This window comes from Streptomyces sp. NPDC048718, assembly GCF_043198875.1.
Lineage (GTDB): Bacteria > Actinomycetota > Actinomycetes > Streptomycetales > Streptomycetaceae > Streptomyces.
The window spans coordinates 204447-218143 of sequence record NZ_JBICVG010000015.1 but is presented as its reverse complement, the minus strand read 5'-3'; the positions used below and the strand labels follow the sequence as shown (position 1 = coordinate 218143).

At 74.9% G+C, this 13697-nt stretch carries 13 protein-coding genes; 4 read left to right on the top strand and 9 right to left on the bottom strand.

The genetic code is table 11. From position 1 onward, the window contains the following. Positions 1 to 338: 338 nt before the first annotated feature. The 3 genes from ACGFRB_RS26500 to ACGFRB_RS26490 form a co-directional block, all read right to left on the bottom strand. Positions 339 to 1091 (bottom strand): uridine kinase, encoded by a 753-nt coding sequence (locus ACGFRB_RS26500; RefSeq protein ID WP_393246555.1) that lies wholly within the window; start codon positions 1089 to 1091, stop codon positions 339 to 341. Between the two features lie 65 nt (positions 1092 to 1156). Next, positions 1157 to 1909 carry a PIG-L deacetylase family protein gene (locus tag ACGFRB_RS26495; RefSeq protein WP_393246553.1) on the bottom strand — a complete coding sequence of 251 codons (753 nt, stop codon included), beginning with the start codon at positions 1907 to 1909 and terminating at the stop codon, positions 1157 to 1159. A gap of 164 nt (positions 1910 to 2073) precedes the next feature. Beyond that, on the bottom strand, positions 2074 to 2694 hold the full coding sequence (locus ACGFRB_RS26490) for a TetR/AcrR family transcriptional regulator (protein WP_393246583.1): 621 nt from the start codon (positions 2692 to 2694) through the stop codon (positions 2074 to 2076). Positions 2695 to 2767: 73 nt separating this feature from the next. Between ACGFRB_RS26490 and ACGFRB_RS26485 the strand changes: the two genes are divergently transcribed. Then, a complete protein-coding gene (locus ACGFRB_RS26485; RefSeq protein WP_393246551.1) occupies positions 2768 to 3223 on the top strand; it encodes a hypothetical protein in 456 nt (151 codons plus the stop codon). A gap of 112 nt (positions 3224 to 3335) precedes the next feature. Here ACGFRB_RS26485 and ACGFRB_RS26480 read toward each other — a convergent pair whose 3' ends face one another. From ACGFRB_RS26480 to nadE, 4 genes are all read right to left on the bottom strand, one after another. Beyond that, entirely contained in the window at positions 3336 to 4256 is a 921-nt protein-coding gene (locus tag ACGFRB_RS26480; RefSeq protein WP_393246549.1) for an ADP-ribosylglycohydrolase family protein, read from the bottom strand. Between the two features lie 322 nt (positions 4257 to 4578). Then, a complete protein-coding gene (locus ACGFRB_RS26475; protein ID WP_393246547.1) occupies positions 4579 to 5895 on the bottom strand; it encodes an alpha/beta fold hydrolase in 1317 nt (438 codons plus the stop codon). Positions 5896 to 6090: 195 nt separating this feature from the next. Then, positions 6091 to 6483 (bottom strand): VOC family protein, encoded by a 393-nt coding sequence (locus ACGFRB_RS26470; protein WP_393246545.1) that lies wholly within the window; start codon positions 6481 to 6483, stop codon positions 6091 to 6093. Positions 6484 to 6718: 235 nt separating this feature from the next. Next, on the bottom strand, positions 6719 to 7549 hold the full coding sequence (nadE, locus tag ACGFRB_RS26465; RefSeq protein ID WP_393246543.1) for an ammonia-dependent NAD(+) synthetase: 831 nt from the start codon (positions 7547 to 7549) through the stop codon (positions 6719 to 6721). 163 nt (positions 7550 to 7712) lie between these two features. Here nadE and ACGFRB_RS26460 point away from each other — a divergent pair, with 163 nt between their 5' ends. After that, positions 7713 to 8861: a P1 family peptidase gene (locus ACGFRB_RS26460; RefSeq protein WP_393246541.1), complete on the top strand. Its 1149-nt coding sequence runs from the start codon at positions 7713 to 7715 to the stop codon at positions 8859 to 8861. Here ACGFRB_RS26460 and ACGFRB_RS26455 read toward each other — a convergent pair. Beyond that, positions 8764 to 10542, bottom strand: a complete 1779-nt coding sequence (locus tag ACGFRB_RS26455; RefSeq protein WP_393246581.1) for a molybdopterin-dependent oxidoreductase — start codon at positions 10540 to 10542, stop codon at positions 8764 to 8766. The genes ACGFRB_RS26460 and ACGFRB_RS26455 overlap by 98 nt on opposite strands. 288 nt (positions 10543 to 10830) lie before the next feature. Between ACGFRB_RS26455 and ACGFRB_RS26450 the strand changes: the two genes are divergently transcribed. Then, positions 10831 to 11292 (top strand): cyclic nucleotide-binding domain-containing protein, encoded by a 462-nt coding sequence (locus ACGFRB_RS26450; RefSeq protein WP_361223145.1) that lies wholly within the window; start codon positions 10831 to 10833, stop codon positions 11290 to 11292. 137 nt (positions 11293 to 11429) lie between these two features. On the opposite strand, the gene ACGFRB_RS26445 is transcribed toward ACGFRB_RS26450, so the two are convergent. Further along, the gene (locus ACGFRB_RS26445) at positions 11430 to 11915 is read right to left on the bottom strand and encodes a GNAT family N-acetyltransferase (RefSeq protein WP_393246539.1); all 486 of its coding nucleotides are present in this window, start codon (positions 11913 to 11915) and stop codon (positions 11430 to 11432) included. A 214-nt stretch (positions 11916 to 12129) separates the two neighbouring features. Here ACGFRB_RS26445 and ACGFRB_RS26440 point away from each other — a divergent pair, with 214 nt between their 5' ends. Next, positions 12130 to 13677: a diacylglycerol/lipid kinase family protein gene (locus ACGFRB_RS26440; RefSeq protein ID WP_393246537.1), complete on the top strand. Its 1548-nt coding sequence runs from the start codon at positions 12130 to 12132 to the stop codon at positions 13675 to 13677. Positions 13678 to 13697: the final 20 nt, after the last annotated feature.

The following is a 13697-nucleotide window of genomic DNA, read 5'->3' as shown; positions in this document are numbered from 1 at the left end:
CACCTGGACGCTCGCCCCGACCACCGCATAAACCAAGGGGCCGTCCGGCCCACAGCCGGACAACCCCTCAGCAAGATCTTCATCAGACTTCTAGGACGTGTTTCGAAAGTCCCTCCTGGCCCGCGACGCCTGGCACGCCCTCCCCCGTAGCCCTTCGGGCACGGGAGGTGCCCCCACGCCGCGTTGTCGGAGTCATCCAAGTACGTCCAGTACGAGGATGATCCTCCGCCTTGCGATCGCTGCTCGGCATCCGAAGGAAGAATCAAGGCGCCGAGACGGAGCGAGCGAAGCGCGCAGTGCACCAGACGCCGCAGGCCCCGCCCTCCGGGCGGACGGAGCTACTTTCGAAACACGCCCTGAGCGTGTCGCTCCGTCACCACACGCGGCCGTGCGAAATCCGTGTTGTCGATGACGAGGTCCATCCTGGGCAGTGGGTCGACCTCCCGGAGATAGACGCGCTCGGCCGCCAGATAGCGGTCGCGATGGATCGCCTCGGCGTCGGACCCGGCCCAGTCCTGATCGCGCGCGGCACCTCGCCGTACGGACAGTTCCTCGTCCACCCGCAGCCGGATCCGGAAGTCCCAGAAGGCGTCGATCTCGGGCCGGAACGCGAACACACCGTCCACGATCAGCACCGCGTCCCGGGCGAGCGGCGCGGTCCGCGCGGAGTGATCCACCTGCGTCAGCGGATCGATGGCGCACAGCGCGCACGACGTCGCCTCCGGCGACCGGCAGGGGTCCAGCAGGAGCCGGCGGACCGCCGGGTAGTCGTAGGCGTTGCGGTAGTAGCCCTCACCCGACTCCCGATCGTACAAGTGCCGGTCCTTCCACGGCTTTTTGAAGTCGTCGAGAGTCGCACGAAGCACGGGGCGTCCCAAGTCGCTGATCCGCTCGGCCAGTTCGTGTCCGAAGCTGGTCTTCCCGGCGGCGGTGGGCCCGTCGATGCCCACGAGCAGGCGACCCGCGCCTCGGACGAGGACGCGCCGGGCCGTCTCCTCGATCAGTGCGCCGCGTTCGGCCGAGAGCGCCGTCGGGCACGGCTGCCGCCAGGACGATACCGAGTGCTGGATGCCGGCTTGGTGTGAGGTCATCAAAGAAGCGTAGGGCCGCCGGCGGCCCGTCGAGGGGGTGCCCCGGGCCAAGTCCTTGGACGGGTCTAATGGTTGGCACAGGGGAAGACCTCGAAGGTCACCGCCGGACGTCCGTCGAAGCGAGGGGCGGCGTGGGCGGTGGATTCGGCGAGGAAGTCCCGGACGTACTCCTCGGCGGGCCGGTCGGTCAGCACGTCCAGATACGTACGGTGGGCGAGCAGCGAGCGGGTGGCACGCTCCAGGCCGGGACGGGCGTCGACGGCGTGGGTCGGGGTGCTGGAGCCGGCGACCGCGACCCAGCGGACGCCGTTCCACGGCCGCAGGCCCTCTTCGAACAGTTCGGGGAAGATCCAGCGGTTGCCCGCGTCCGCCGCCGCGTCCAGGGTGGCGCGGCCGACGGCGCGGTGGTCGGGGGTGTTCCAGTAGCCGCCCGGGCCGGGCCCCCAGGTGTCGCGGTGGTTGATGGTGATCACGAGTTCGGGTCGGTGGCGGCGGATCGCGGCCGCGATGTCGCGGCGCAGCGCGAGCCCGTACTCGATCACCCCGTCGCGGTGCCCCAGGAACTCCACGGTGCTCACCCCGACGACGGCCGCGCTCTCCCGCTGCTCCGCCTCGCGCACCTCGGCGCAGTCCGCCGGGGCGAGCGAGTCGATGCCCGCCTCGCCACGGGTGGCCAGGACGTACCCCACCTGCTTGCCCGCGTCGGTCCAGCCGGCCACGGCGGCGGCGCAGCCGTACTCCAGGTCGTCGGGATGGGCGACGACGGCGAGGGCGCGCTGCCAGTCGGTGGGCATCTCTTCGAGTCGCTGGTCGCTCATGCGCGCAGAATACGGCGGGCGCGGGCCCGCGGCCCGGCGGCGCGGACTCCGGGGAAGCCGAGGACGGACCGAGGGGGCGAACCCGCGAGCGCGAGGGTACGGGGCCTCCCTCAAGCGGTCAGCCCGGGGTCCCGGCGCGCCGCCGCCTCGCCGCCGCCCTTCCCCTAAGGGTTCATCCCGTCGCCGGCGAGGGCGGCTCCGGCGGCCAAGGCGCGGGCGGCGTCGGCGAAGAACCGCTCGTCGGCTTCCCGGGCGAGGCCGAGGACCACGCCCTGGGTGAGACCGACGAACAGGGCCCGGAGCGCGGTGACCAGGCGGCGCGACCGGTCGGACGTGAGCGCCCTGCCCTGGTACGTCCGGCCGGTGAACAGTTCGATCAGCGCGTCCTCCTGCGCGTCGATGGACTCGGCGAGCCGGGCGGCCAGACCGGCGTCGTGGACGGCCATGTCGAGGAGGGTGATCTGGAGCGAGAGGGCGGCACGCGCGTCGGGGGCGTCGCAGCCGCGCCGGTAGTGCCGCGCGAAGGCGTCGACGGCGTCGAGAAGGTCCGGACCGGCGGGGACCGCTCGCGCGATCTCCTCGTAGTGCGGGCGCAGATGTTCGGTGACCAGCGCGACCACCAGACCTGCCTTGCTGCCGAACAGCGAGTAGACGGCGCCGGTGGTCAGACCGGCCCGTTCGGCGATCTCGTCGAGCCGGGCGCGGTAGCCGTCCCGGGAGACGACCTCGAACGCCGCCGCCAGCAGGGCACGGCGGTTGCGTTCCTTGGTCTCCGCTCTCGTCATTCTCATAATCTCATTATTACCGTAACGTGATGATGGGAACGTGAGCGCAGACGTCTTCGAAGGAGGGCTCCACATGCCCCGGAACCACAGCCCCGCCCTGCCCCCGTCCCTGCCCTCCGCCGCGCGAGCGGGAATCATCGCGGATGGCGCCTTCAAGGTGCTGACGGCCGCGGTGTTCGCCGTCGGCGCGGCACCGCTCGGCGATCTGCTCGGCGTGGAGACCTGGCTGATGGCCACGTGCGCGGTGGCTCTCCTGGCCGGTGGCGCGTGCGAACTCGGCTGGCTGTGCAGGCGGTCGGTGTCCGCGTACCGGCCGCTGATGATCGCGTACGACGGCGGCTGGGCGCTGGCGACGCTCGCCGGGCTCCTGGTCGCCTGGCGGGGCGGGACCGCCGGGGGCGAGGTGTGGATCGGCTACCAGGCGGTGGCCCCGCTGGTCTTCGCCGCGCTGCTGGTGGCGGCACCGTCCGCCCGGGCGGCGGAGGACACGGTGGGGGACCTCCCGAAGGTGACAGCGGGCAGGCGGTAAGGGAGCAAGGGCCGAAGCCCTGTCGTGCGCGGTGGCGCGGGGGACGTCACCCGCGCCACCGCCGCCGTTCCCCGCTCCGCCGGGGACACGGAGGCTCTCCCGAGACGAGTCCCTACTCCGTTGCCTCCGGCACGACCGGGGGCAGGGGTTCGAGGGCCGCGTGCCAGGCATCGGGAAGCACCGCGACACCCGTGCGGGCGGCGATCACCCCGCCCACGATCGCGCAGGTGGTGTCGATGTCGCCCCGCCCGGCGACCGTGACCCACAGGCCCTCGTGCGGGTCGTCCAGGTGCCCCGCCGCGCACCAGAGCGCGAAGGGGACGGTGTCGGGTCCGGACATGCGGTAACCGGAGCCCAGGACTTCCGCGGCGTGCCGGACCGAGGTGCGTTCCGGCATCCTGGCCGCGATCCGCACCATGGACCGGACATCGCTGTCGGGGAGCCGGCCGGCGACCGCCCGGAGGAAGTCCGGCCGGGCCGGGGCTCGCTCGCCCCGGCCGCGGGCGGCCAGTGCCGCGGCGAGGGCGACCGCCACCGCTCCGGCGACCGCCTCCGGATGATGATGCGAGACCACGGCCTGGCGGGCGGCCTGCTCGGCGACCGCGTCGAGGTCGGCGGCGTGCCAGGCGCCGAGTGGAGCGGCGCGCATGGCCGCGCCGTTGCCCCAGGAGCCCTGGCCGCCGAACTGTCCGGCGACCACCTCCCGCCAGGGCTCGCCCGCGCCGAGACGGCGCAGCACGTCGTGCATCGAGGGCCCGTAGCCGCGGTACGGGTCGTCGGCATAGGCCGCCGCGAAGCGGAGAGCGAGGCGGTCCTGGTCGACGATGCCCCCGCCGTCGGCGAGTTCCCGGACGAGAACGAGTGCTTGCGCCGTGTCGTCGCTCCACTCCCACACGGCTTCCGAGGGCGGCGTCCGCGCGTCCAGAGCCGCCGCGCCGTCCCGGCGCAAGATGGCGAACCAGCGGTCGCCGAAGGCGTCACCGAAGGCGAGCCCCCGCAAGGAGTCCAGCACCACGGCAGGTATGTCGATCATCCAGGCAGTCTCACAGCGCGGCGGCGCCCCACGCACCCCGTTTTCGAGCGGCGGCACGGCCCCGGAACGGACCCGGGGCCTGGGGCCGGCGACCCCGTACCGCGCCTCCCGCTGTGCGGTGGGGAGCCCGGCGGCCAGGTGCCGTCGAGCATGCCCCGTCGGAGCCTGGCCGCCAGGAAACGGGACGCCGGTTCCCACGCGGGCGCCGGGACCCCGTCGTCCGTCGTGGAGTCCCTCCGCCGACGTGACCGCGCCCCGGCCCAGGGCCCGGTGGGGACCGGCGCCAGGCGGCGCGGCCCACCCCGTCGAGCGGCCGCAGGGGTCAGATCTCGCCGCGGGCGAGCGCCAGGAGCCGGTCGAGGACACGCGGGCCACCGGCCCGGACGCCGTCGTGCTCGAACTCGTCGGTGACCCAGGTGCGCAGGCCGCGGATGACCCGGGCGGTCCGCAGCGAGTCGGCGGTGTCCACGTACATGTCGTCGTGGTAGATCGCGGCGGCGGCCGGCACCTCGTTGGCGGCGAGTCGCGCGGGGTCGTAGAGCGGGGCCCAGTCGGTGCGGGCGGCCAGGTGCTCGGCGGTCTCGCGCAGCGGGCGCAGGGCCGGGTCGGTGGTGAAGTGCCAGGGGTGGACGGTCTCGCCGGTGAACAGCACCGGCCCGTCGCCGGCGAGCGCCCGCGCCGCGTCGAACTCGGGGAACTCGGTACGGATCCGGTCGGCGGCCCAGTTCGTGGCACCGTGCCCGAACGCCGCGCCCTGAGCGTAGATGGGCTCGTGGAGGACGGCGTACAGCGGGTGCCCGGCGTAGGAGAGCTGGGCCTGGACGCCTTCGAGGAAAGCGTCGGCGAGCGCCGGTCCGGCCGGGGTGGGCACGAACGCGCCCTCCAGGAGGAGGTGCAGCTGGTGGGTGCCCTCGCCGCCGCCGAGCAGGATGCCGAGCGACTGGAACGCCTCGGGGGTCAGCGGCCCGCCGCCGGGCAGCGTGACCTCGTGCTCGGCCAGGTGCGCCACGATCCGGCGGACCCGCTCGATGTCCTCGGGGTAGCGGGCGTAGTGGGCCTCGTTCTTGCGGCGGATACGGGGGTACGCGGCGCGATAGACGTCGTCGGCGCTCGCGTCGAGGGAGGGCAGCCCGCCGGTGACGAGCACGGTGGCCAGGCCCTCGGGGGCGGTGGAGAGGTAGTGGGTGACGCAGAAACCGCCGAAGCTCTGGCCGAGGACGGTCCACGGGGCGCCGCCCGTGAGGGTGCGGCGGATCAGCTCGCAGTCCTTGACGATCGAGTCGGCGCGGAAGAGGGCGAGGTAGTCGGCCTGCTCGCGCGGGGTGCCGCGGAGCGGCAGCGTCTGCCGGTTCGCCGGGGTGGAGCGGCCGGTGCCGCGCTGGTCGAGCAGCAGGACGCGGAACTCCCGGGTGGCCCGGCCGAGCCACGCCTGCGGCCCGATGAACCGGCGGGCGCCGAAGCCGGGCCCGCCCTCCAGGTACAGCAGCCACGGCAGACCGTCCCGGTCCGCCGCCTTGTCGCTCGCGACGACCTCGCGCGCGTACAGCTCGATGGTCTCGCCGCCAGGGCGGGTGTGATCGAGCGGCACGGTGAAGTGGTGGTCCGTCAGGACGACACCGGGCTGACGGTAGGTGGACAAGCTGCCTGCTCCCTCTTCGTGATGCCCCCGTATGCGGCATTCCCGCCGCAACAGGAGATCACATGGCGCGCGGGCGGCGGCGCGCAGGCCCCGGGCACGGGGCGTGGGGCACGGGGCACGGGGCGTGGCTCCGGCCGCCATGACCGGCCGGGGCACGGGGCGTGGGGCGCGACGGCAGCGGCACCCGGGAACGGGTCAGCTCTGGAGGACCGCGAGGACGTTGTCCGCCGGGTCGGTGAACCAGGCGATCGCCGGGCCGCGCGGGTCACGGCAGACGCCCTTGGCGTCGAATTCGAACCCGGGGTAGCGCCGCGGCTCGATGCCCTTGGCGACCAGCGCGTCGACGGCGGCGTCGATGTCGTCGACCTGGAAGTTCAAGACAGTGAAGCTCGCCGGAACGTGCCGGTCGCCCTTGGGGTAGACGAAGACCTTCGCGCCGCCGGTGAGGGTGAGGATGAGCACCTGCCGCTCGTCCCCGCCCTCGCCCTCCCCGCCGGTCGGGAGGCCGAGGACCCCGCCGTAGAAGGCGCGGGCGGCGGCGATGTCGTCGACGGAGAAGCTGCTGAAGGCAGGGGTGCTGCCGAACATGGGGTGCTCCCTTCGGTGGGTACGTCCGGTGACGTCCCCTCAGGGCACACCACGGTCCGCTCCCCCGGCGGCGGTCGCCACGCCGACACGGCCGGACGGCCCCGGCCCGTCACCCTCGAAAGGCGGGCACCGGCCGGGACGCGCCGGCGGCCGGTGCCCCAGGGTGACGGGCCCGGGCCAGGGTCGGGTCCCGTGCCGGCTCGCCGAGGGCCCGGCGCCGCCGGTCCCCCGCGCCTCAGGGAGCGATCGGAAGGCTGCGCTTGTGGTCGGTCAGCCGGTAGCGGCGCACGATGGCGGCGAAGGCGGCCTCGTCGACCGGCTTGCCCTCCAGGAAGTCGTCGATCTGGTCGTACGTCACGCCCAGCGCGTCCTCGTCGGGCTTACCCGGGTCAAGGTCCTCCAGGTCGGCGGTCGGGACCTTCCACACCAGTTCGGCGGGGGCGCCCAGTTCGGCGGCGACGGCGCGCACCCGGCGCTTGGTGAGGCCGGTGAGCGGGACGACGTCGGCGGCGCCGTCGCCGTACTTGGTGAAGAAGCCGGAGACCGCCTCGGCGGCGTGGTCGGTGCCGACGACGAGGCCGTCGTGGGCGCCCGCGACGGCGTACTGGGCGATCATCCGCTGCCGGGCCTTGATGTTGCCGTGCACGAAGTCCTGGTGGTGCGCGTCGCGGAAGACCACCCCGGCGGCCAGGGTGGCGTCGAGCGCGGCGTCGGCCGCCGGCCGGATGTCCGCGGTGAGGACCTGGTCGGCCTGGATGAAGTCGAGCGCGCGCTGCGCGTCGCCCTCGTCGGCCTGCACCCCGTAGGGCAGTCGCATCGCGTGGAAGGTGGCCTCGTGTCCGGCGGCGCGGGCCCGCTCGACGGCGAGCTGGCAGAGCCGGCCGGCGGTGGTGGAGTCGACGCCGCCGCTGATCCCGAGGACCAGGGCGCGCAGGCCGGTGGAGGTGAGGCGCTCGGCGAGGAAGGCGACCCGGCGCTCGATCTCCGCGCGCGGGTCGAAGGTCTCGGCGACCTCCAGCTCCCGGGCGATCCGCTGCTGCTGGGCGATGGTCTCCGGGTCGCTCACGCGTGCTCCTCGTTCGTGCGGCGCCGGCGTCCGTACGTCCGCGCCGCTGGGTTTCTGGCTCGACTCTAAGTGTCGCGCGCCGCCGCTGTCGCCCGGCCCCCGCCGGCCCCTCGTTCCGGCCGCCCGCCGCCATGGCCGGGAGCGGGCCGCTACTGTGCCGTCCATGACGGAAGTACGGGCGAGAGTACGTGAGTTGGGCGTCACGCTGACCGGGGAACCGGGCCGCTGGAACGCGATCACCGATGTGCCGGGCGTCGAGGTGGGCCATGTCACCCTGATCGAGGGCGAGGACGTACGGACCGGGGTGTCGGCAGTGCTGCCGCGCGGCCGGGACGGGGTCGGCGTGCCGTGCGCCGCCGGCTGGTACGCGATGAACGGCAACGGCGAGATGACGGGCACGACCTGGGTGGAGGAGAGCGGCTCGCTGGCCGTGCCGGTCATGCTCACGAACACGTACGCGGTCGGCCCGGTACATCGCGGCGTGGTCGAGTGGGTGCGCGAGCACCGCGCGGACATGGCCCCGGAGTGGCTGCTGCCGCTCGTCACCGAGACCTGGGACGGCCATCTCAACGACATCCACGGCGCGGCGGTCGAGCCCGCGCACGCCACGGCGGCGATCGACGCGGCGGCACCGGGGCCGGTGGCGGAGGGCTGTGTCGGCGGCGGTACGGGGATGCGCTGCTACGGCTTCAAGGGCGGCGCGGGCACCGCCTCGCGGGTGGTCGCGTACGGCGAGGACCGGTACACGGTCGGGGCGTACGTCCAGGCCAACTTCGGGGCCCGGGACGAGCTGGTCGTCGCCGGGGTGCCGGTGGGCCGGGAGGCCGCCCGACGGGCCGAAGCGGCCGGGGACGCCGGGACGGCCGGGGAATCGGGAGACACCGGTGACACCGGTGACACCGACGGGATCCCGCCGGGTGCCGGTTCCGTGGTGGTGATCGTGGCGACCGACGCACCGCTGCTGCCGGGGCAGTGCAAGGCGCTGGCCCGGCGGGTGCCGATGGGTCTGGCCCGTACCGGCACCGCGGGCAGCCACTTCTCGGGCGATCTGTTCCTCGTCTTCTCCACGGCGAACGAGTCGGCGCTGACCAGCACGTTCCCCGTGAAGGGCGCCCCGGCGGAGTACGAGACCATGCGGTTCGTGCCGTGGGGCCGGATCGACCCGTTCGGGACGGCGGTGGTGGAGGCGGTCGAGGAGGCGGTGCTCAACGCGCTCACGACGGCCACCACGACGACGGGCCGGGCCGGCCACCGGGTCCCGGCGCTCCCGCTCGACCTGGTGCGCGGGCTGCCGTCGAGCCGCCGCCGGTGACGGTGACACTGATCGTGTGCCGGCCGGTGGCACCGTTCGGCATGGTGGCGGAGGTCCGGCCGGTCTGGACGGCCCCGGTGCCGTCGACGGCCCGGACGGCGAGGGTGTGGTCGCCGGGCACGGGGTGCCAGCGGTAGACCCACTGGCGCCAGGTGTCCCGGCTGTCCTGGGCCGCGAGCTCGGCGTCCCGCCAGGGCCCGTCGTCGACCCGTACCTGCACCTTGGAGATCCCCCGGTGCTGGGCCCAGGCGACCCCGGCCACCGGGACCGGCCGGGGCCCGGCGGCGACCTTCGCGAACGCCTGGGGGGTGTCGATCCGCGACTGGGTCTTGATCGGGGCCCGGGCGGCCCAGCCGCGCGGCACCCAGTAGGCGTCGTACGCGGCGAAGGTGGTCAGTTCGAGCGAGGTGAGCCACTTGCAGGCCGAGACGTAGCCGTACAGGCCGGGGACGACCATGCGGACCGGGAAGCCGTGCGCGAAGGGCAGCGGCTGTCCGTTCATGCCGAAGGCGAGCAGGGCGTCCCGGCCGTCCATCACCTCCTCGACGGGGCTGCCGATGGTCATGCCGTCGGCGGAGCGGGCGACGAGCTGGTCCGCCGGGCCGCCCCGGGACGGCGGGCGGACCCCGCACTCGCGCAGCAGGTCGGCGAGGCGGACGCCGAGCCAGCGGGCGTTGCCGACGTAGGGGCCGCCGACCTCGTTGGAGACGCAGGCGAGGGTGATGTCGCGTTCGACCGCCTCGCGCCGCAGCAGCTCGGGCAGGGTGAAGACGCGCGCCCGGGGCACTCCTTGGCCATGGACGTTCAGCTGCCAGGTCCCGGCGTCGAGGCGCGGGACGACGAGGGCGGTGTCGACCCGGTAGAAGTCGCCGTTCGGGGTGATGAAGGGGCTGATGCCGGCGACGGGCAACTGCGCGCCGGGCGGTACGGGCTTCGCCGGGGAGGCGGGCCGGGGCAGTCGGAGTGCTTCGCGTGAGGCGGCGGCGTTCTCGGAGCGGGTGGCTCCGGTGGCCCGGGCCACCAGAAGGACGCCGGTGGCACCGGCCGTGACAACCGCCCCGGTGAGCAGGAAGCGCCGCCGGTCCGCGGGCGCCGGCGGGCGTCCCTCGGGCGCGGGAAGACTCCCCTCGGGTACGGGGGCGGGGACGGGACGCGGCCCGGGGAGCCGCACGGCGAGGACGTACAGGACGAAGCCCGCCGCCAGGGCCCCGGCCAGCGACGGCAGCGCGTCCACCGCGGAGGTGGAGTCGGGCCGGGTGACGGCGGCGAGCGCGCCGGCCAGGCCGAGGACGCCCACTCCGGCGAGGGCGGCGGGGCGGCTGCGCGGGGCGAGCCGGCCGAGGAGCGCGGCGAGGACGACGAGCAGCACCATGATGCCGGTCTCCAGGACCCGCTTGTCGTTCTCGCCGAAGGTGCGGATGGCCCATTCCTTGACCCCGGCCGGGGAGTGGTCGACGACCGTGTCGCCGACGGCGGGCACCGGGCCGGCCTCGGGGCGGGCCACGACGGTGCCGAGCGCTGCGACGGCGAGCCCCGCGTACCCGGCGACGAGGCCCGCCAGGGCGGCGAGCAGCCGGTCGGTGCGGGTGGGCGCGGCGGCCGCAGGAGCGGAGGGCGGAGGTCCGGGAGCGGACGGCGGTCCCGGGGTGGCCGGCGGTCCGGGCGGCGGAGTGGTGCTCATGCCCTTGTTCCTCGGCACACCACACGGCCGGGCTGAGCGTGCGGAGGTGTCACGGCTGCGGCAGCCCGGCGGTGGCGGTGGATGGCGGTGGCGGTGGATGGCGGTGGCGGTGGCGGTGGCGGTGGCGGTGGCGGTGGCGGTGGCGGTGGCGGTGGCGAGCGTGTCCCCGGACTCCGTACGGGCACTCACACGGACGGCGTGCGGTACGGGCGGACCCGCCCCCGCGGACGGACACTGGTGGGGTGGAGGGGGACACGCATCGCAGCCGCCGGTCCGAGGAGGCCCGCCATGACCACCGCCGCCGCGCCGAAGGTCAGCACTCTGCCGCTCGAACAGCGGGAACGGCTGATGGCCTTCGCCCAGGACGTGACCTTCGACGCCGGCGTCCGGCTGTTCGAGGAACAGGACCGGGCCGACCGGTTCTGGATCGTGAAGACGGGCGCCATCTCCCTGGACGCGAAGGTGCCGGGGCGGGGCGCGCCGGTGATCGAGACCCTGCGGCACGGTGAGCTGGTGGGGGTGTCGTGGCTGTTCCCGCCGTATCTGTGCCAGTCGGGCGCGGAGACGACGACGCCGGTGCGGGCGTACGAGTTCGACGGCCGGGCCGTGCGCTCGATGTGCCGGACGGACCCGGAGTTCGGCGCCTCCGTCGCCTTCTGGGTGGGGCAGATCCTCGCGCACCGTCTCCATGTGACCCGGGTGCGGCTGCTCGACCTGTACGCCCCGCACGGGAGCGGGGCGCTGGCCTGAACGGGCGGACCGGCCGGTCGGGGTGTGACGGGGCGAGGCGAGGCAGGCCGAGACCCTTCAGACCGGGGCCGGGCGGGCCGGGGTCCTCCGGATCGGAGGTCTTCGGGTCGAGGCCCGGTGCACCGGGGCCCCGGCGCTCAGGTCCGCCCGAGCGCGCGGACATGCCAGTCGGACAGGGTGCCGTCCGCGTGGCTGATCTGCCCCCGCCGGGCGAACCCGGCCCGGTGGGCCACGGCGGCCGCCGCCGGCCGGCCCGCGGGAGTGAGGATCACCGCGCGGCGGGCTCCCTCGGCACCGGCGTACGCGCAGGCCAGCAGGACCGCCCGGGTCGCGAGGCCCCGGCCGCGGGCCTCGGGGTGCAGGACGTACACCAGGTCGACGTCCCCGGCGGCGAACCCGGCGGGCGCCGGTCGCAGGGCGACGGTGCCGACCGGCCGGCCGGCCCGGATGCCGAAGGCCCGGGCCGGGCCGTGGGCGCGCCACCTCCGGGGGAGTTCCTCGTGCCATCGCTCGTGGAGATCGTGCGGGAGCGGGGCCTCGGGGCGGGGGCCGGCACCCGGACCCGCCGGGTGCAGGGGCGCCAGGGTGACGACGCCGTCGCAGAGCTTCACTTCATCGCGCATCCCAGCGATCTTGTCGGGTCTCGTCCCGCGCCACAATCGGGCACAAGGCGGACAAGCGGCGCCATGCCGACGCGCCCTCATCCAAATGGCTCAGCAAGGCGCGCTCCGAGCGGTTTGTCCGGAACAGGCGGGGCAGGGGAGACAGAAGCGGTGCCGGGTAGGGGACGGGGGACGGACCCGGGTGCCGGCAGGCACGGCGATGGGGAGACGACGGATGAACAGCGGTGACTTCAAGGCGAGCGGCGGCGGTCCGGGGGCAGGGGCCGGGAAGCGGAGCCGGGGCGAGGCGCGGGCACGACTGTTCGCACGGTGCGCTCTGCTCGCCGCGGCCGCCGCCGTGGTCGGCCTGTTCCTGCCGTACGCCGCCGGCGGTCTGCTGATCCTCGGCGGCGGGGTGCTGGGGCTCGCGCTGTGCGCCGCGGGCGTGTGGTGGCTGGTGGCCCACCGCGGGCCGGTGCGGTTCCTCGGCGCGCTGGTCGCGCTCGGTGCGCCGGCGGCCGTCCTCGTCCTGTTCGTCCACGGTGGTCTGTGGACGCACGCCCTGCGCGCGCTGCTGCTGTGGGCGGTGGCCCTCGCCTTCGCCCGTACGGCGATGCGCCACCCCGACCACAAGCGGCACGGCCGGTCCCGTCCCCGGCCCGCACCCCGCGCGCTGCGGCCGGTGCTCCTGATGAACCCGAGATCCGGGGACGGGAAGGTGGGCCGGTTCGGACTCGTCGAGAAGGCCGAACGGCTCGGTGCGCGAGTCGTCCTGCTCGAACCCGGCCCCGACGGCGCCCGTCCGGACCCGGCCGCGCTCGCCCGGGCGGCGGTCGCCGACGGCGCCGACCTGCTCGGGGTGGCGGGCGGCGACGGCACCCAGGCCCTGGTGGCGGCGGTGGCGGCCGAGCACGATCTGCCGTTCGTGGTGATCAGCGCGGGCACCCGGAACCACTTCGCGATGGACCTCGGGCTCGACCGGGCCGACCCGGTGCGCTGTCTGGACGCCCTGACCGACGGCGAGGAGTTGCGGGTGGACCTCGGCGAGGTCGCGGGCCGGGCGTTCGTCAACACGGTCTCGTTCGGGGTGTACGCGGATGTGGTGCAGCGCCCCGAGTACCGGGAAGCCAAGGCGGAGACGGCGCTGAACACGATGCCCGACCTGCTCGCGGGCGGCGCGGGCCGCCGGCTCGACGCGCGGGTGGACGAGGCCCCGCTCCCGGCCCAGCAGGCGCTGTTGGTCAGCAACAATCCGTACGCCTCGCCCGATCCGCTCGGCGGGGGCCGGCGGATCCGGCTGGACGGCGGCGAGCTGGGCGTGATCGGCATCCGGGTGGAGGGCGCGGCGCAGGCGGCCGATCTCGCCGTCCGGGGCCCGCAGTCCCCCGGTCTGAGCGTTCTGACCGCCCACCGGGTCGAGGTCACCGCGGGCTCCGACGGCGGCGCCGACCCGGGGGCCGATGGCTCTGGTTCGGAGTCCGACGGCCCTGGTCAGGGGTCCGGCGGCGCCGATTCCGGGTCCACCGGCTCCGGTTCGGGCCCCGGTGTCGAGTCCGACGGCTCCGATTCGGACTCCGGCGACCCCGGCAGCCTGCCCGTCGCCGTCGACGGCGAGGCGATGCGCCTGCCGACTCCCGTCGTGTGCACGCTGCGGCCGCGCGCGCTACGCGTGCGGCTCCCCCGCGAGCGGCCCGGCACGGTGCCGCCCACGCCGCCACCGGACTGGCGGCTGATCGCCGTTCTCGCGTTCCGCCGCCGTCCCCGAGGAGGGTCCGATGACTGAACAGCCCGCCCCCGCCCCCG

Bases quoted from the DNA above. Each gene is read 5' to 3' on its own strand.
- ACGFRB_RS26455 (WP_393246581.1), bottom strand. From the start codon at position 10,542: ATGAGCACCACTCCGCCGCCCGGACCGCCGGCCACCCCGGGACCGCCG.
- ACGFRB_RS26490 (WP_393246583.1), bottom strand. From the start codon at position 2,694: ATGACGAGAGCGGAGACCAAGGAACGCAACCGCCGTGCCCTGCTGGCG.
- ACGFRB_RS26445 (WP_393246539.1), bottom strand. From the start codon at position 11,915: ATGCGCGATGAAGTGAAGCTCTGCGACGGCGTCGTCACCCTGGCGCCC.
- ACGFRB_RS26440 (WP_393246537.1), top strand. From the start codon at position 12,130: ATGAACAGCGGTGACTTCAAGGCGAGCGGCGGCGGTCCGGGGGCAGGG.
- ACGFRB_RS26485 (WP_393246551.1), top strand. From the start codon at position 2,768: ATGCCCCGGAACCACAGCCCCGCCCTGCCCCCGTCCCTGCCCTCCGCC.
- ACGFRB_RS26500 (WP_393246555.1), bottom strand. From the start codon at position 1,091: ATGACCTCACACCAAGCCGGCATCCAGCACTCGGTATCGTCCTGGCGG.
- ACGFRB_RS26480 (WP_393246549.1), bottom strand. From the start codon at position 4,256: ATGATCGACATACCTGCCGTGGTGCTGGACTCCTTGCGGGGGCTCGCC.
- ACGFRB_RS26470 (WP_393246545.1), bottom strand. From the start codon at position 6,483: ATGTTCGGCAGCACCCCTGCCTTCAGCAGCTTCTCCGTCGACGACATC.
- ACGFRB_RS26495 (WP_393246553.1), bottom strand. From the start codon at position 1,909: ATGAGCGACCAGCGACTCGAAGAGATGCCCACCGACTGGCAGCGCGCC.
- ACGFRB_RS26450 (WP_361223145.1), top strand. From the start codon at position 10,831: ATGACCACCGCCGCCGCGCCGAAGGTCAGCACTCTGCCGCTCGAACAG.
- ACGFRB_RS26460 (WP_393246541.1), top strand. From the start codon at position 7,713: ATGACGGAAGTACGGGCGAGAGTACGTGAGTTGGGCGTCACGCTGACC.